The organism is uncultured Campylobacter sp., assembly GCF_938017705.1.
Taxonomy (GTDB): Bacteria; Campylobacterota; Campylobacteria; order Campylobacterales; family Campylobacteraceae; genus Campylobacter_B.
The window spans coordinates 1-17,928 of the sequence record NZ_CALIIS010000074.1 but is presented as its reverse complement, the minus strand read 5'-3'; the positions used below and the strand labels follow the sequence as shown (position 1 = coordinate 17,928).

Here is a 17,928-nt window from a genome sequence, read left to right as displayed (position 1 = left end):
GGCAGGGCTTTAAAGCTCTGCCCTAAAATTTTATCATTTAAATTTGCCTGTTTTAAATTTTTAAATACTAAAATTTTACCTCTTAAAATTTGGAATCTCATGCGTGAAATTCAGTCTAAATTTGATAGCTGAAATTAGGTTTTAAGCGCTTTATTGATATACTTGAATAAATTTTTCAAAGGAGTAGGCATGTTTCATGAATACAGAGATTTAATCACTGAGTTAAAAGGCAAAAACGCGCGATTTGATTCGCTATTTGAGAAGCACGACGAGCTGGATCACAAGATCGCCGACGCGCAGGCCGGCAGAGTGCATATGAGCGATCTGGAGATCGATGCGATGAAGAAAGAAAAGCTTCGCATAAAAGATGAGCTAGGCAGCTTGCTAGCGCAATATAAAGCCGAAAAGGCAGATAAATAAAGTTGCTTGCGGCGAAATTAAGATGCAGCAGAATGCTAGCAAGGCTAATTTCGCCGCTAAGCTTTAATCCGTGTTTAGAATTTTCTAATCGCAATAAGTTTAATCGCTTAAATTTGCTGCGCATGATAGAGATATTAAAATAGCGCGCCAAAACGAGTTAAAATTTATACTGCGCACCCCACTATATTGACACCGCTAAATAATTTTTACGCATCGGCTACATCACTGCATATACCAAACAATACAGTATTAGCGCAATCAAATATAATTCGTTACGGCTCTCTATCGCCCCTTCTGTTTCCGAAAATATCTCTTGCTGAATGCGGTTTTGCGCTACAGAGTAAATTAAAATTTACGCCGCATCACCTTGCAACCTGGCTCTTAAATTTTACTTTGCAGTGAGTATTTTCTAGCAAATTTCAAATCTTGCGTTTTGCTTATTGCGGGCGCAGTACCTACTTTTAAAATTCCGCATTTCGCAGAAATCTAAAGTGGCGCTAGAATTTTAAATTCCCGTTCGCGCTAGCCGCGAAATTTCAAATTCGCAGACTCCGACCAAGCGCTAGTTTATGCTAGAGCCTGCTTTAATCTCTTCAAAGAATTTAGCTAAGCTTGCTTATTTTAACCCGCTTCGTTGAGCTTTAAAAATTTAGATTATTTCTTTGATCGTATCGGATAATGCCTGCCGGCACGGAATTGCTCAAGCCACCCTATTTGCTATATATACAATTAAAAGCGGCGCTAACGCGGAATTAAATAGTATAAGTGAAATCTGTAAAAGGTATGAAATTTAATCATAGAATTTTAAGCGCCAAGAATTTGCGATAGAATTTTGCCGCGCAAATCAAATCCCAAAGCTAACCTAGCCTACTCAAAAACCTTCGCTTCTAAGCCATGTAGCCTTTGCAAGCCGATATCGATATATTCGTTAAGCTTCTCATTATTTTCCAGCAATTTGTCGTAATAGCTCTTGGCTCTTTCTCTCGCGGTCGCATCAGGCTCGATATACTTTAGCCCGCTTTTGAAAAATCCTTTGGATTCCACAAAATAGATCGAGTGGATCTTCTCGCAGTGCGATAGCCCTGCTTCAGTATAGTTTAAAATCGATTCGTACGCGATGTTGCCTAACAGCTCCTGCAGCCTATTTGCGGGATTTTTGAAAAACTCGGCAAACTCCTTATACGGCGTAAAAACCTGATCCAGGTTTTTCATCGCATCGCCGTAGATACCCTTTTTCAGGCGGAACATCGTCATTTCTTGAGAACTTACAAACTTCTCTATTGCTTTTATCGTATCGTTTTTATTCACTGAATTTTTCCCTTTTAAAATATGAAACGCTCGGATTATATCGTTTGTTTTATAAAAATCCGTTAAAAATCGGTTAAATTTTGCCCTAGCGTTTTAGCCAAATTTCCTTGAGCGCTTTTTATTAAATTTCCTGCCTCAGCCGCCGCACTTCTCGCACAATCCTCGCACAAGCACACTTTTGACATTTTTTTGTGACAAAGCTGGCATCGAAATCTCCTCCATTTTATGGCAGCTTTCGCAGATAAAATACGCTTTGGCGCCGTCGGTGAGCTCATAAAAGCTTTTATGATTATTTTCGCTGGTAATTATCAAATTTTTTTCTTCCAAAAGCGCTATATTGCGATATATCGTGGTTTTATTCGCACCTGTTAGTTCTACTAGTTCATCATAGCTTACCGGGCATTTTTTCTCGCTTAGGATCTGCACGATCTGCACTCTAAGCGCTGTAGGAGCGATATCGTGACTCGCTAAAAAATCTTTGGGATCCATTTTACGCCTTTTTTAAAATTTAAGCGATGATAGCGAAATTTAGATAAATTTATATTAAGTTGCAACTAAGTTGCTTTTGATATACTTCCGCAATTTTTTTGGAAAGGAATTTTATGAAAAAGCTTATTTTCACGCTTTTAGCAGCTAGTTGCGTAACATTCGCCAAACCTACGGTCACCACGACCATACTTCCTACGAAGTATTTTGTTGAACAGATCGCAGGCGATACTCTGCAGGTAAATACGATGGTCGGCAAAGGCGCTGATCCGCACACATACGAGCCTAAGCCTTCGGAGATGAAAATGTTAGAAAATAGCGATCTGTATTTTGCAGTCGGTATAGAATTTGATGAAGTCTGGCTACCAAAGCTTGCCGCATCGTATCCGAAGATGAAGATAATCCGCACCGAAGATGGCATCACTAAAATGGCTATGGCAGAGCATCACCATCACGACGAACATGATCATAGCGCACATCACGATGATCACGATCATGACGCGCATCATGAGCATGGTGACAAAGACCACGAGGCGCACGAGCACCATCACCATCACGGCGGTTTAGACCCACATATCTGGCTCGATCCGCAGCTAGCAAAGATCCAGGCCAAAAATATTAAAGACGCGTTAACCAAACAGTATCCTAAAAATGCTAAAATTTATGAAGCGAATTTCGATAAATTTGCTAAAAAGCTGGACGAGCTAGACGCTTACGCAAAGCAGAAATTAGCGGGCGTCAAGGGAAAGAAATTTATGGTTTATCATCCGTCTTGGGGCTATTTCGCGCATCGATACGACCTGGAGCAGATCGCAGTCGAAGTGGAGGGCAAAGAGCCTAAGCCTGCGGATTTAGCCGAGCTGATCGAGGAAGCCAAAGAGGAAAAGATCAAGGTGATTTTCGTCGCACCGCAGTTTTCCAAAAAGGCAGCGCAAACTATCGCCGCGCAAACGGGCGCAAAGGTGATGGAGATCGATCAGCTGCCGCTAGATTGGTATGAGACGATGAAAAAGACGATCGACGTTTTCGGAGAAAATTTGTAGTTGATGAAATTTATTAAAATTTTACTTTTATCCGCGATCTTTAGCTCGCGGATATTTGCGTGCGCTCTGTGCGCCCTATACACGCCCACTGCGCACGTTAGCATCGCCCCCGTCGCACAGGACGGCAAGATCGTGAGCCTGCACTTTTCGTGGCTCTTCTCTCAAAATTTCACCGACGTTATAATGCAGACTTACGACATAAATTCCAATGGCAAGTTCGAAAGTAGCGAGCTTGCGGAAATCACCAAGGCGATGACCGATTATCTAAGCCCGAAAAATTATCTTTGCGAGGCGGAATTTTACGATCAAGCGCCGAAAAGCGCAAAGCCCGCACTTAGCAACCTCGTAGGCACGCAGATCAAGGGAAATTTTAAAAACGCAAAAAGCCTCATCAAAAAGGGTAGGCTTGCGTTCGAGTTCGATCAAGAGGTCGGTTTCGAGCTGCGAAACGGCCGCGTTCTTAAAATTTCCATTAACGACGATCAGGGATTTTTCAATTTCAAAATGGTTGACGATAAGCCCTTTGATCTCGGCAATGGCTTTGTGGCGAAGCCCAATTCAAATTTAGCCGCCACTTTTATAGAATTTAGCGGCGAAAAACCCAAGCTTGCAGAGAAAAAACCGTCTATTTCAAGCGCGCCGAGCTCCGATTTAACGCAGGATGTTCTTGCATCTAGCGAGCAGGGTCTTGCGAGCTCGGAAGATAAACTTGCGCAAGGCGGTCAAGATAAACCGAATGCCAGCTCAGCACGCAGATCAAACCAAAGATCGGTTGGTGATATCGTTTCGGAGGCTGCAGTAGAGGCGCAAAAAAATATCGCCGCTTCGGATGCTCTCGCGCAGATTAATAAAGCCGCTAAAAAGGATGCGCAGGAAAAAGGTGGTTCCGCAAATTCTGCGGCGCCTGCAGATAAAGGCGCGGGCGAAAATTTTGCTGCGATCCGAGACGACTCTTTAAATTCCACGCATTCTACGCAAAATCTGGCGACTCCGCTCGAGGAGAGCTCTTTAAATTTAGCGCAAAATAGCGCGAGCAAAAACGGCGCCGCATCCGACAGCGACAATATTTCAAGCGAGCCACAAAAAGAGGCTACGCTGGGATTTATCGCGCAAAAGACGGTGGATTTTATGAAAAGTCTCAAAACGGCGTTTCGCGCAAGCAGCGAGCATGCAAGCGCAAGCACGATTCTATGGGTTCTAGCACTTTCTTTCATATACGGCTTTTTCCACGCGGCGGGTCCGGGGCACGCGAAGCTGCTAACGGCGAGCTATTTCTTAGCCCATGGCGGCAGCTACGTCAAGGCCTTCGGTTTTGCGCTTAAAATCGGACTTCTGCACGTCCTAGGAGCGCTCGTTTTGGTAAGCGCGAGCATGTTCGTGCTGCAAAACGTCGCAGGCCTCGTCTCCACGAACTCAGCCTCGATCACCACGAAAATTTCGGCGCTTCTGATCATCGTCATAACGGCGCTCATCATCTACGACAAAGCTCGCCGCGTAAGATCCGGCGCCCGCCACGATGCGGGCTGCTCTTGCGCCGCCTGCGCTTCCGCCGCAAATACCGTAGAGACGGGTGCCGGATTAAAAAATACGGCATTTGCAAACGCTGGGGATTCCGCTCACGCAGCGTCAAAGAGCTATAAATTTTCTAAATTTAAAACCCCTAGCGGCGAATCCGCGCAGTATTTGGATACCAAAAATTTAGGTGCGGCGGCGGCAGAGTCAAATTCGGATTTAAATTTAAATGAGAACTCGGGAGAAAACTCGCCTAGCCAAAACGAGCAAAAAAAGGCCCTAAATTCTGCAAATTTCAGCAGTCAACCCCCATCTCGCTCGCTGCAAAATGGCGGCGCGACCTGCGGTGGCGAGAAAGGGCGAGAGTGGCTTATCGCGCTTGCGGCGGCGCTCGTGCCCTGCCCCGGCACGATCCTTATTTTCGTGCTTGCTTTCAGCCTTGGAAGCTTCGCGCTTAGCGTCGCGAGTGCGCTTTTCATCGGTTTTGGAATGAGCGTCGTGATATTTTTAGCCGCGCTTTTCGGCGCGAAAGCAAACGAGCTAAGCTCGAAGCGGCTCGTTAGCCTGAAGCTTTACGTCGAATTTGCGGGGCTTTTCGTGATGTTTGGGCTCGGGATTTTTATGTATTTCATCTCAGACAGCCTCAGGATACTGTGATCGCAAAATTTGAACGCAAATTTACAAAAGCGGCTCGCGTGAAATATAAGCTTACGCGATACATTAAATTTTAAATCCGGTGCGAATTGTTTTCAGAATAGTAAGATTTTAAAATTTTACGTCGCACGGACTGCGTAAATTAAGCTCCGATCCCAACTATTTAATTATGAGGCGAAATTCGCTCTTTATAAATCACGTTAAATTTTGCTACAATACGGGCGAAATTTTTCTCAAGGATAGATATGTCGCCTTCTTTGCAAGATGCTATTTCACAAACTTTAATCGAGCAAAAAGCGTGCGCTAAAATTTTTAATAGATACCGCTACCTCAGTATAGCCGCCTTTTTTGCGGTCCTGTTCGTATTAGTGTTTCTAAACTGCGTTAAAGCAGACACTCCTCTAATAGAAATTGCCGAATTTTCGAGCGTCTTGATCCTTTTTCATATCTTTTGGATATTTCTTATGCATTGCGCCAGTCAAGAAAGCGAAGCGAAAATTCGCTACTACAAATTTTATAAAGAGATATTCGTCCGCGCCGTAATAAAAGATATAGATGCCGGTTTAAAATACGATCCATATACCGGCATGCAAGAAGAGGAATTTCAAAAATTTAGAATTTATAGGAAATCTAGGATCAAAAGCGAGGATCGGATTGCGGGCGTGTACTGCGGGATTAAATTTAGCCTCAGCGAGGTACATAGTAATGGTAGGTTTTACATGAAAACGGATAATCCGCTCATAGCGGCGATTATGTTGATCAAAATATTCTACGATAACTATATGGACTTTGACGGCAACGTACTGATCTGCGAGCTCGCGAAAAAAACCTCGGGCAAAACGATAGTGGTAAGCAGGGAGCTAAACGCCAAGATCTTCGGCGCAAAAGAGATGATGGACGATGTGGATTTTATGCGCGATTTTCGCGTGTTTGCGGATGACAAAGTAGAAGCGCGCTATTTGCTAACGCCCGCGTTTATGGAGCGTCTGCGCGAAATAAATCGCGAAACGAGCGGCGAGTTCAGCTTGAGCGCGGTATTTATGGATGAGCGCTTATATCTATTTTTAAACGGTGCGCCCGATCTTTTCGAAACTACGCTTTTTGATAGGCCCGCTAGCATAGAGCTCGCGCGCGAATACCAAACGCAGATCCGCAAAATTTTAAGCCTAATCGAGACACTCAAACTAGCAAATTAGCAGGACGCATTACAGCTGAAATTTTGTACCTGCTCATTTTAGGCTAAACGGAATTTTTCGGCGAAGCATAATTTCGGCAAAACGTAAAATTTAATCAGCGGCGCAATCTCTCGGCAGCCGTCCTAAATTTAATCAGCAATGCAATCTCTCGGTAGCTACCTGAAATTTAAACGGGCAATACGATTAGCGAGAGATGAAGTACCTGCCGCGCATAAATTTTGAAACAAAAGCGCCCGTGTCTCGTAAATAAATTTTACCGCGTTTTGTATCGTGGCACAGTGGCTTTGAGCGCCAAGCCCACATAGCGGCAAAATTTAATCGGCGGCGCTCGTGATGATGAAATTTAAAAGCAGATCTGCAAGGACGAAATTTAAAATTTAAAAGCAAGCCCGCGGCGAGAGTTAAATTTAGAGCGCTCGCGGCGTTTTCACAAGCCGTGAGCTAAAGCATATCTGCCTAGCGCATACCGCAACGTACCGCAAGCGCGGCTCTGCACGTTACGTCAAATTTCGCAAAATCCTCGCCGCGCGTTCCCGCATCGCCTCATCAAACGCCGTCATAGGCTGGATTACAAATTCAAATTATAAAGAATTAAAACGAGGCGAAATTTAAAATTCCGCCTCCTAAGCGGATAATGATTAAAGCGCCGCGTAGCGCACCATTAGGCAGGTTTGAAGCGCCGCCAGCTTATCAAGCGTACCTTTTTGCACTTCGGAATCGACCAAAATGACCGCCAAAGCGTCCCCCTCCTCGCCTCTGCCTAAGCGGAAGTCCGCAATATTGATGTTTTCGTCGGCTAAGATCGTGCTTACGGATTTGATAACGCCCGGTACGTCGGTGTTTTTGAAGATTATCATCTTACCCTTCGGCTTAAAATCGGTCTTAAATCCGCCGACATTTACGATGCGCTCCTCACTTCCGTCAAAGACCGTGCCCGCGACGTTTGAGATCGCCTCGTCGGTTATGATTTTTACCGCGATCTCGCTTTTATAGACGCTGTTTGCAAGCTCGCCGAAGCTCGTCTCGATCCCCTTTTCATCCGCAAGAAATTTAGCATTGACGTAATTTAGCGAATCGCCCAAAGAATCGTGCAGCGCGCCGACGATCGCAAAAACGAGCATCGATTTTAGATACTGCATCACCTCGCCGCTGCCCTCGATCGTGATCGATTTGATCGGGCCTTTGTTGATCTGCGCCGCAAGATAGGCCATTTTCGAGACCAAATTTATATACGGCTCGATACCGCGCGGCAGATCCTCGAGCTTAAGCGGCAAATTTAAAGCGTTTGGATAGTTCAAGCCGCGTGCGGCGCTGATCGCCTGCTCTGCGGCTTCCCTGGCGATATTGCTTTGCGATTCGAGCGTATTTGCGCCAAGATGCGGAGTCGCGCTTAAATTTTCGATATCTAAAAGCTCATGATCAGTCGCAGGCTCTTTGTCGAACACGTCGATGCCGAGATATGCGATCTTGCCGCTGCGTAGATTGTTTGCGAGCGCTTTTTCATTATACAGCCCGCCTCTGGCGCAGTTTATTAGGCGCACGCCGTCCTTCATCTTCGCTATTTGCGGCTCGCCTACCATATTTATCGTCTCTTGATTTTTCGGCGTATGGATCGTGATGAAGTCGCAAGATAAAATTTCATCGAAATTCTTCGTATATTTTACTCCGAGCTTCGTGGCCTTCTCAGGCTCGATATACGGATCATAGGCGATGACGTTCATCCCAAACGCAAGCGCGCGCACTCCTACGCGCGAGCCGATGTTTCCAAAGCCGATGATGCCGAGGCTCTTTTTATAAAGCTCGGTGCCGTACCATTTCTCGCGCTTCCAAATTCTATTAATTTTCAGATCGTTGCAGGAATTTACATATTTGCGCGCCGCATTTAGCAGATGGCACATACTCATTTCGACTGCAGCGATGGTGTTTGCGGTAGGTACGTTCATCAAAATAATACCGCGCTTGGAGCAGCCGTCGATATCGCAGTTATCTACACCCACGCCCGCGCGCACGATCGCTTTTAGCTTGGTGCCTGCGCTAAGGAATTTCTCATCCACCGCCGTAGAGCTTCTGGTGATCGCGACGTCCGCATCGCCTAAAATTCCGTATAGCTCGCTCTTGGGCACGTTAGTAGCGTCGATTACTTTAACATCCGATTCTTGCTTAAGCAGATCAAAACCGATTTTGTGGATTGCGTCGCAGACTATGATAGTTTTCATTAAATTTAACCTTTTGAAGTAGGTCCGCAAGGCGGGGATGCCTTGCGGAAAGAGTTTTATTTATTTAGTTGATCTTTGATCAGATCCCCTAGGCTTTGCTTCTCGTCGTCGTTACTATTGATCTCGTTTAGCGCCTCACGCTCCTTCTGATGAGCCAGCCTGCGCACGCTTAGGCGAATTCTATTTTTCTTCTCGTCGATGAAGGCGATCGCAGCCTCGATCTCGTCGCCCACTTTTAGGCTATCTACGCTTACGTTGCCAAGATCTTCCTTGCGAATAAGCGCGTCTATACCGCCTCCGAGCTCGACAAAAATTCCGAACTCTTTAATATCGCGGATCTTGCCTTTTACGACATCGCCTTGATTGTGGCTCTTGGCAAATTCACTAATCGGGCTATCGCCGAGCTCTTTGTGGTTTAGAGAAATTTTTTGAGTATCTTTGTCGATCTTGATGATCTTAACCTCGATCTCGTCGCCTACTTTGAATAAATTTTTGCACTTCTCGCCGCGATCCCATGAAGCGTCTTCATTATGCAAAAGTCCCTCTACGCCGTCGATCCTCACAAACGCACCGAAGTTTGTAATCGTAGTGACGCTGCCTTTTAGCACGTCGCCCACTTTATGCTTAGCAACGAACTCGTCAAACGGCTTTGTGAGTAAATTTTTAAGGCTCACGCGTAATCTGCGCTCGCTAGGGTTGATCTCTACGACCTCGACGTCAAGCTCCTCGCCCTCGCTGATGAAATCTTTCGGATTTTTGATATTTTTATCCCACGAAATTTCGCTGATATGCAAAAAACCCTCGATGTCGTTGCCAAGATCGACAAACGCGCCGTAAGGCTCGATATTACTTACTTTTACGCGGATAGTATCACCCACTTCCAGGCTATCTTTGATCTCGTTCCAAGGATCGGGCATCGCCTCTTTGATCGAAAGAGAGAGATGCTTTTTATCGTTATCGTATTTGATAACCTTAACCGGAACCTTATCGCCCTCTTTGTAAAGCGAGCTTGGATTTACCGGGCCTTTGTATGAAATTTCGCTGTAGTGCACGAGTCCGTCCACGCCGCCTACGTCTACGAACATACCGTAGGTGGTAATCTTTTTGACGACGCCTTCGATGATGCCCTCGGTAGCGATTACTTTCTCGATCGCCTCTTTGCTTGCTTTGCGATCCTCATCAAGTAGCTTCTTACGCGATACTACGATGCTTTGTTCGTCTCTATCAACTTTAATGATCTTTACCTTGAAATTTTTACCGACGGCGCCATTTGGATTTTTAAGCGCACTTTGCGAGCGAGGCATAAAAAATTCCACATCATCTGCGTTAGCACAAACGAAACCGCCCTTATTAAACGATAGAATTTTAACGTCATAAACATTTTCTGCGTTTTCATCATAGGAGTCGATGAACGCCTTTACTTTTTCCTTTTTTAGAGCCTTTTTATACGATACGACCGGGCGACCGCCTCTGCTTCCGATAATAGCGACTTTGATGTCATCTCCTACATTAACCTGCGGATTTCCTTGCTCGTCGCTAACCTCGGCGGCGTCTAAAATGCCCTCCGACTTCCTGCCTACGTCTATGAAAACCTCGCCGTCCTTAAGGGCGATAACCTTACCTGTGACAACCTCGTCGCGAGACTTCCCGGCGTCATACTCCTCTAACAATGTCGCAAAATCTTCCTCTGCGTGGTTTTGAACCTTCTCGTTCACCTCAGCCATATGCTTCCTTTAAATTTATTTGTGCTTTTTTGAAAAGAACTAAAATACGCGATTCTAGCCAAAATTTGCTTTCGATTTGATAAATTTCTAAGAGTAAATTTGATAAGAGGGCTTATAAATTCTGCGTTAAATTTTCGATTTGCGCCACTACTTTTTTGATAATCCAATCGGGCGTGCTGGCTCCTGCGGAGATGCCGCAGAGGCTTTTGTTTTCAAACCACGAGCGCTCAAGCTCGCTTTCGTTTTCTATAAGGTAGCTGTCTTTGCAAAAATTTTGTGAAATTAAAAAAAGCTGTTTGGTGTTGGAGGAATTTTTCCCGCCTACGATTATCATCACGTCGGCCTTTTGCGACAGGCTTTTTACGGCTTCTTGATTTTCCAGCGTCGCATTGCAAATCGTATTAAAAATTCTCAGCTCCCTCGCGCGCTGCATCAAAAAATCCGCGATTTTGGTAAAGCTTTCTATCTTTTTCGTAGTCTGCGAAACGAGCGCGACGCGAGTCCCAAGCTTGATCTGTAGTAACTCCGCAGGCTCCAGCACTACGTAAACTCTTCCTTTGGCGTAGGATTTCACGCCCTTTACTTCGGGATGGTTTTTATCGCCGAAGATCACGATATCATAGCCCTCCGCGCTCATCTTTTCTACGATCTGCTGCGGCTTGGTCACGAAGGGGCAGGTAGCGTCGATGAGCTCTTTATTTTGCGCCTTTAATCTTTGCAGATCGTCTTTTTGGATGCCGTGGGTGCGGATGATGAGCTTTTGCTCGTCCTTGATCTCGCTAACGCCCTCCAGAGTTTTGACGCCGAAATTTTGCTTTAAACGGTTAATCTCTTCGGCGTTATGTATCAGTTCGCCGATCGTAGCGGCCTCGCCGGCGCTTTCTGCGATCTTGATCGCGCGCTTGACGCCGAAGCAAAAGCCGTAGCTTTTGGCCATCTCAATCTTCAACGCCGGCCCCGATCTGTCTTAAAATCGCGGCAAAATTTGGAAACGACGTCGCGATACAATCGCTATCTTCGATGATCATCCCCGATCTTAAGCCCAAAATCGCAAAGCTCATCGCGATGCGGTGATCTCCGCACGGCGTGATGATCGCCGCGTTTGCCTCGCCGCCTTCGATCTGCCAGCCGTCCTGTAGCTCGCGCGCCTTAATACCGCAGGCGCGAAGCCCTTCGCAGGTTACCTTTATGCGGTCGCACTCCTTTACGCGCAGCTCGGCGGCATTTCTAAGCACGCTACTTCCTTGCGCGCAGGCAAAGGCGATCGCAAGCGCAGGCGCTTCATCTATCAGCCACGAGATATTTTCGCTCACCTCTACGGCGTGAAGCGGCGCGTAAGCAACCTCTATATCGCCGATCTGCTCGTAAATTTCGCTCGTTTTATTAAATTTAACCTCGGCGCCCATGCGTTTTAAAATTTCATACGCCTCTATGCGGGTTTTGTTTAGCAGCATATTTTTTAGCACGATGCGCGAGCCAGGGATTATCGCTGCGGCGACCGCGAAGAAAAATGCCGAGCTGGGGTCGTTTGGGATAAAAATTTCAAGCGGTTTAAGCGGAGAGCTAAGCGGCGCGACTTCGATCCCAAGGGCGTTTCGCGAAATTTGCGCGCCCATCGCTTTTAGCATCCGCTCGCTGTGATCGCGGCTAAGCTCGGGCTCGCTAAATTTACACCCGCTGCCGCGCAAGGCCGCTAAAATCAGAGCGGTCTTTACCTGCGCGGACGCAATCTTACTCGCGTATTCAAAATACCCGAGCCTGCGTCCAAGCACCGCAATCGGCGCTTTTTCGCCGCCTGCTCGTCCGTAAATTTTAGCGCCTACTTTGCAAAGCGGGTCCGCAACGCGCCTCATCGGGCGCTCGCTTAGATACCGATCGCCGCATAGCACGAAAAAGCCCTCGCGTCCCGCCAAAAAGCCCATAAATAGCCGCATTGCAGTGCCAGAGTTGCCGCAATCAAGCGGGACGTTAGGCTCTTTGATAACCTCCGGCGGAGTGATTAAAATTTCGCTAGCGTCGCGCTGCACGCAAGCACCCAAAAGCTCCACTATTTTTAGCGTATTTAGCGTATCCTCGGCGGCTAGATAGTTTGAAATTTTACTCGTCCCCTCCGCTAGCAGCGAAAAGATCGCCGCACGATGCGAGATCGATTTATCCGCGGCAATGTTTGAAATCTCCGCTCGCAAAGGGCCCGCTTGCGCAAAAATTCTCATCGCAGTCCAAGTCCTAGCTCGCTGCTAAGCGCGGCTAAAATTTTATCGGTAAAGCCCGCCACTTCCTCGTCGCAGAGGGTTTTTTGAAGGTCTTGAAATACAAGCCTGATCGTCAGGCTCTTTGAATCGCCCAGGCTTTCGTCGCCGTAAAGATCGCTCGGGATAAGCTCCTTTAGCGCCTCAATTTTAAGGGCGTCTATGCACTGCTTGATCTGCTCGAAACGCATTCCGCTCGGCACCAAAATACTTAGATCGCGCGATACGCTAGGGAACTTCGAATAAGCGTCCGCTACGATATTTTCAAATTTAAGCTTGGAAAAATCGATCTCGCACAGATAGCTTTTATCCAGATCGCGCCCTGCTTCTACGGCGTAATCCACGCGCCCGATAAAGCCCACTATTTCGCCGCCCTGCTCGATCTGCGCCTGCTCGAATTCGCTTAAAAATTTCAAATTTTCGCCAGGCAACCTGACGTTAAATTTACCGATGACGCTTTGAATTAAATTTGCAAAATACAAAAAATCCACCGCAGCGGGTTTTGCGCCGGCCGCGATAGAGGGCTCCGCCTTTAGTCCGCTAGCGATAAAGCTCAGTCTTAGGCACTGTGAGCCGTCCGCATCAAACACCTCTCCTAGCTCAAAAAGCTTGACGCTTCTGCGAGAATTCTTTAAATTTCGCTCAGCAGACTCCAGCAGATGATTAATCAGCGTCGGTCTTAGCGCGTCCAGCTCGCCGTTTATCGGATTTAAAATTTTAACCTTGCACGGCGCAAAGCCTAAGCTTTGCAGCGCCTTCCCGTCGTCAAATACATAATGCACGCACTCGAAAAATCCTACCGCTGCCGCCTTGCTGCGAAGCTTGCGCCCGTTTTGCAAATTTACGTAGGTATCGTTTAGGCGGTTTTTCTCGTAGAAGCTTAGCGGCGCGGCGGCGATATTATCGATGCCCACGATACGCACGATCTCCTCACACACGTCGTGAGAATTTACGATATCGTGACGGAAAGGCGGCACCTTGGCGGTGATTAGATCGGCTTCGACGCCCACATCAAAGCCCAGCCTTTTTAAAATTTTTACGATCTTATCACGCGGAATTTGCGCGCCGATCATTGAGTTTATCTCTTTTTCGCTAAAGCCCACTATAAGCGGCTCCAAAGCGTTTGAAATCTTTTGTGTGCCCGCATATAGGCTAACGGCTTTATTTTTAAGTAGCAATCTAAATAGCAGATCTAGCCCCAGCCTAAGCTTTGGCTCGCTGCCTCTACTTGAGCGATACACATGCTCGTCGCCTTTTAGGCCTTTGTTTTCGTTTACTGCTTTGGCGATAATTAGTGGCGCGGTGTAGTTTGCCTCTAATAGCACCACTTTGCTACTGCAACACGCCTTTAGCTCCGCGTCTTGGCAAATCCCTGCTACGCTAAGCAATCTCTTGCCCGCATAAACGCCGAACTCGCCGTTTGGCATAGGCTTTATGTCAAGCGCTACTTTGCCATCTGCGGAAGCGATCTTTTCAAAATCATAAGCACGCAGCAACACTCCGGTAGAATGAGTAGCGTAGTTGATGAAATTTTGCACCGCGCAGCTTTGCAAAATACCAACGCTTGCAAGACGCAAGGTCTGCTTTAAATTTAACTTCAGCTCGCCTTTGATCTCATAAGCTCGAAAAGCAAATTTAGCGCTTACCTCATCGCTTGCACGTACGCTTAAAATTCTACCGATACCAGGCGCTCCGTCGGCATCTTCAAACTCGTGCTTTTCCTTTAGCGGCAAATCAAGCGCTGCGCTTAGATCGCGCGCTATGCCTAAGATGCTAAGGCAGTCGCCGCGATTAGCGGTAAGCTCGATCTCGATAAGATCGTCGTTAAAAATTTCATACTCGCGCAGCTCCTTGCCCAGCACGAGCTCGCCGATACTGCTATCAAGCACCATAATGCCGTCATTCGTCTTGGCAAGCCCAAGCTCGGTTGCCGAACAGATCATGCCAAAGCTCTCCACGCCGCGAAGTTTGGCAGGCTTTATCTCAAGACCGCTAGGTAGCACGGCGCCGACGAGGCTAACCGCGACATATTGCCCTGCCTCAACATTTTTCGCGCCGCAGACGATCTGCAAGCTCTGCTTACCGACATCCACCTCGCAAATGTTTAGATGATCGGAATTTTCGTGACGACGCTTGCTTTTTACGAGTCCTACTACGACGCCTTTAGGAAGTGAAATTTTATCGTGAGCGTCAACCTCCAGACCGATGGAATTTAGCGTAGAAAGCAGCCTTTCGCTTGAAATTTCGCTTATATCGATCCACTCCTGCAACCAATTTCTCGTTATTATCATTTAAACTGCTCCAATAATCTAATATCGCCTTCAAATAGCGAGCGCAGATCGGGGATACCGTGCAGCAGCATCGCAAATCTCTCCACACCGAGCCCGAATGCGTATCCGCTGACGTTTTTCCAGCCCACCGCTTTAAAGACGTTAGGATCGACCACGCCGCTGCCTAACACCTCGAGCCAGCCCGTCTGCTTACAGACGCGGCATCCCTCGCCGTGGCAGAAAATACAGCTGATATCGACCTCTGTACTCGGCTCCGTAAACGGAAAGAAGCTCGGACGGAAGCGCACCTGCACGCTACCGAACATATAGCGCAAAAATTCCTCCAAAACGTATTTTAAATTCGCAAAGCTCACGCGGTCTCCCTGCTCGACTACGAGACCTTCCACTTGATGAAACATCGGCGTGTGGGTTAGATCCATATCACGGCGAAAGACCGCGCCTGGGGCGATCATGCGCACCGGCGGAGACTTAAATTTCTCCATCGTGCGGATCTGAACGCCGCTGGTGTGCGTGCGTAGTAATCGCCCGTCATTTAGATAAAACGTATCTTGCATATCGCGCGCCGGGTGGTATTTGGGTAAATTTAGCGCTTCAAAATTATGGAAGTCATCCTCGATAAGCGGGCCGCTTTCGACGCTAAAATTCTGCGCGATGAAGTAGTCAATGATCTTATCCATCGTCTCCATCACGGGGTGCAGCGCGCCGCAGCTTACGTTTTCGTTAAAAAGCGTGACGTCGCTCGCTTCATTTTTCATCGCCTCTTTTTGCTCTGCTGCTTCCAGGCTCGCCCTTTTTGCAGCGATGAGCTCGCTGAAATAATCACGCTTTTCATTCGCGCTTACGGCGAGCTCTTTTTTCTGCTCGGGCGCTGCGGATTTGAGCTCGGAAAAAAGCGCCGTTATGATGCCTTTTTTGCCGAAAAGCTCCAAGCGCACGGCTTCCAGCTCGCTTAGGCTCGATGCGGCGTCGATTTTTGCTTTAATCTCTTGCAAATTCTATCCTTGTGGTTAAATTAATGGCGCGATTGTAGTTAAAATTTGATAAAAGCTAGGTAAATTTGCATGTTTGGATTTTTTGGCTATAATCGCGGCTAAATTTCAACCTCATAAAGGATCTAAAATGAACATCTTCGAAAAGATCGTAAACGGCGAAATCCCGTGCAACAAAGTGTTAGAGAACGATGAATTTTTGGCATTCCACGACATCAACCCAAAAGCACCGATCCACATCCTGGCGATCCCTAAAAAATGCTACGAAAACTTTCAAGTAACACCACCCGAAGTGATGAGCAAAATGAGCGCTTTTATCCAAGAAGTAACTCGCAAAATGGGGCTTGATAAGAGCGGATACCGTCTTGTTTGCAACTGCGGTGAAAACGGGGGTCAGGAGGTGATGCATCTGCACTTTCATATCCTAGGCGGAATAAAACTACCGTGGGACCGTGTCAGCGACCGCAATACCGAAGAGAATTTTTAAGACTAGAGCTTAATTCTATAAAAACTAAAATTCCGTGAAATTATAAAATTTTACGGAATTTGCGAAATTCTTTGAAATTTTTAAAATTCCGCTTCATTTATAAACACCGAAGTTTTAAAAATAATCAAAATAGTAAAACTACAAGCTAAAATTTATCATCAAACGCTAAAAAGAAATATAAATATCTTTAGCAAATGCCACTCTTTAGCTACAAAGCCTTAGCTCTTAGAATTTTTACGGCTATGAAATTTGAAGTCGACAAGAAATTTTAACGACACGACAAAATTTTAAATTAGACCGGGCTTTACAAAAAGAGTTGTGTTTTTACATGGCGAATAAGTTAAATTTCGATGATATGAAATTTAAAACCTACATGAATTTTACTTTTAATGAGCGATTCTACTTCAGTTTTCAAGCAGAATTTAAAATTTTAGCGCGAAATTATAATCTTAGAATTTTGAAAATTTAAATAGTAGATTTAAGTTTTAGGGGCATACGCCCCTAAAAATTTTGAAAGGATTTACGAGGATTATTTGCTTAGCATTGAGCTTAGCATCCATAGGCGTTTTTCATAATCGCCGTAGTGATCCTGCGCGATATTTGAAGTAGTATCGTCGCCCTCTGCTTCGGCTACCTCTTGAAGCTTTTTAAACTCTTCTACCAAATACTCGTAGGCTTTTTTGACGTTCTCAAGTACTTCGGTTACGCCGTAGCTGTCCTTTACGCTAATCGGAGCGTCTTTTGAAAGCTCAATTAGATCCTTAGCTTTAGTTACAGCCTTACCGCCTATTTGAAGCGCGCGCTCAGCCATATCGTCGAAAAGCTCGCCCATCTCATCGTAGGCCTCCTCGGTGTAAGCGTGAACCTGCGCGAATTGTAAGCCTTTAACGTTCCAGTGATAATCGTGGAATGCAACAAAGAACGCATGAGCGTCCGCCTGAAGTTTGTTTAGTTGTTTTACTGTTTTTGACATTGTGTCTCCTTTATTTAAAATTGCTGTAATTATAGCAAGATTTGCTTAAATTATAATTATACTAAGTAATAAATTTTATCTTTTAGTGAAATTTTAAAATTAAATGGCTTTTAAATTTATCTACAATTTTTTTGAAATTTCAGCTATGCTGCATTATAATGCCGCATTATGAAAAACAAATTTATGATAACTATAACCGACCTTAACGGCTCTAGGAATTTTTTGCTTTCGCAAATCATCAAAAAGATCGCGTTATATTTGGTGCTATTTGTTTTTACCGTTTTTGTCACGGGTGCGCTATATATCAGGTATCTGGGCTCTAAAATCGACCGCTGACCGTGCTCTATACGGACAATAGAGGAGCGATCACAGCCAGTCTT

General features: G+C 46.0%; 14 protein-coding genes and 1 pseudogene. 6 read left to right on the top strand and 9 right to left on the bottom strand.

What is annotated here, in order from left to right; genetic code table 11:
* Window positions 1–189 precede the first annotated feature (189 nt).
* Window positions 190–420 (top strand): YdcH family protein, encoded by a 231-nt coding sequence (locus tag Q0605_RS03635; RefSeq protein WP_005873127.1) that lies wholly within the window; start codon window positions 190–192, stop codon window positions 418–420.
* Between the two features lie 867 nt (window positions 421–1,287).
* Here Q0605_RS03635 and Q0605_RS03630 read toward each other — a convergent pair.
* Both Q0605_RS03630 and Q0605_RS03625 read right to left on the bottom strand, forming a co-directional pair.
* Window positions 1,288–1,728 carry a hypothetical protein gene (locus Q0605_RS03630; RefSeq protein ID WP_005873131.1) on the bottom strand — a complete coding sequence of 147 codons (441 nt, stop codon included), beginning with the start codon at window positions 1,726–1,728 and terminating at the stop codon, window positions 1,288–1,290.
* Between the two features lie 135 nt (window positions 1,729–1,863).
* Window positions 1,864–2,217 carry an HTH domain-containing protein gene (locus tag Q0605_RS03625; protein ID WP_298704333.1) on the bottom strand — a complete coding sequence of 118 codons (354 nt, stop codon included), beginning with the start codon at window positions 2,215–2,217 and terminating at the stop codon, window positions 1,864–1,866.
* A 113-nt stretch (window positions 2,218–2,330) separates the two neighbouring features.
* Here Q0605_RS03625 and Q0605_RS03620 point away from each other — a divergent pair, with 113 nt between their 5' ends.
* The 3 genes from Q0605_RS03620 to Q0605_RS03610 all read left to right on the top strand — a co-directional run bounded on the left by Q0605_RS03620 (window position 2,331) and on the right by Q0605_RS03610 (window position 6,619).
* Window positions 2,331–3,257, top strand: coding sequence for a zinc ABC transporter substrate-binding protein (locus Q0605_RS03620; protein ID WP_298704331.1), 927 nt, complete (start codon window positions 2,331–2,333; stop codon window positions 3,255–3,257).
* Between the two features lie 3 nt (window positions 3,258–3,260).
* Window positions 3,261–5,426 carry a DUF1007 family protein gene (locus tag Q0605_RS03615; RefSeq protein WP_298704329.1) on the top strand — a complete coding sequence of 722 codons (2,166 nt, stop codon included), beginning with the start codon at window positions 3,261–3,263 and terminating at the stop codon, window positions 5,424–5,426.
* Window positions 5,427–5,668: 242 nt separating this feature from the next.
* Complete coding sequence (locus Q0605_RS03610; protein ID WP_298704327.1) at window positions 5,669–6,619, top strand: DUF3137 domain-containing protein; 951 nt, start codon at window positions 5,669–5,671, stop codon at window positions 6,617–6,619.
* Between the two features lie 638 nt (window positions 6,620–7,257).
* Here the strand turns inward: Q0605_RS03610 and serA are convergent.
* The 6 genes from serA to pheS all read right to left on the bottom strand — a co-directional run bounded on the left by serA (window position 7,258) and on the right by pheS (window position 16,091).
* The gene (gene serA / locus Q0605_RS03605; protein WP_298704326.1) at window positions 7,258–8,835 is read right to left on the bottom strand and encodes a phosphoglycerate dehydrogenase; all 1,578 of its coding nucleotides are present in this window, start codon (window positions 8,833–8,835) and stop codon (window positions 7,258–7,260) included.
* A gap of 56 nt (window positions 8,836–8,891) precedes the next feature.
* Complete coding sequence (locus tag Q0605_RS03600) at window positions 8,892–10,559, bottom strand: 30S ribosomal protein S1 (protein WP_297902399.1); 1,668 nt, start codon at window positions 10,557–10,559, stop codon at window positions 8,892–8,894.
* A 112-nt stretch (window positions 10,560–10,671) separates the two neighbouring features.
* Window positions 10,672–11,508 (bottom strand): 4-hydroxy-3-methylbut-2-enyl diphosphate reductase, encoded by an 837-nt coding sequence (locus tag Q0605_RS03595; protein WP_298704324.1) that lies wholly within the window; start codon window positions 11,506–11,508, stop codon window positions 10,672–10,674.
* Window positions 11,498–12,772, bottom strand: a complete 1,275-nt coding sequence (gene aroA, locus Q0605_RS03590; protein ID WP_298704322.1) for a 3-phosphoshikimate 1-carboxyvinyltransferase — start codon at window positions 12,770–12,772, stop codon at window positions 11,498–11,500. Before aroA ends, Q0605_RS03595 begins: the two co-directional genes overlap by 11 nt.
* The gene (gene pheT / locus Q0605_RS03585) at window positions 12,769–15,099 is read right to left on the bottom strand and encodes a phenylalanine--tRNA ligase subunit beta (protein WP_298704320.1); all 2,331 of its coding nucleotides are present in this window, start codon (window positions 15,097–15,099) and stop codon (window positions 12,769–12,771) included. The genes aroA and pheT overlap by 4 nt, the downstream gene beginning before the upstream one ends.
* Window positions 15,096–16,091, bottom strand: coding sequence for a phenylalanine--tRNA ligase subunit alpha (gene pheS, locus Q0605_RS03580; RefSeq protein WP_298704318.1), 996 nt, complete (start codon window positions 16,089–16,091; stop codon window positions 15,096–15,098). Before pheS ends, pheT begins: the two co-directional genes overlap by 4 nt.
* Before the next feature lie 127 nt (window positions 16,092–16,218).
* On the opposite strand from pheS, the gene Q0605_RS03575 reads away from it, so the two are divergent.
* Window positions 16,219–16,575 (top strand): histidine triad nucleotide-binding protein, encoded by a 357-nt coding sequence (locus tag Q0605_RS03575; RefSeq protein WP_298704316.1) that lies wholly within the window; start codon window positions 16,219–16,221, stop codon window positions 16,573–16,575.
* Window positions 16,576–17,104: 529 nt separating this feature from the next.
* Here Q0605_RS03575 and Q0605_RS03570 read toward each other — a convergent pair.
* Window positions 17,105–17,548 (bottom strand): DNA starvation/stationary phase protection protein, encoded by a 444-nt coding sequence (locus tag Q0605_RS03570; protein ID WP_298704314.1) that lies wholly within the window; start codon window positions 17,546–17,548, stop codon window positions 17,105–17,107.
* A 165-nt stretch (window positions 17,549–17,713) separates the two neighbouring features.
* Here Q0605_RS03570 and Q0605_RS03565 point away from each other — a divergent pair.
* Window positions 17,714–17,875 (top strand): annotated as a pseudogene (locus Q0605_RS03565) (M23 family peptidase); the annotation flags it as partial.
* Between the last annotated feature and the right edge of the window lie 53 nt (window positions 17,876–17,928).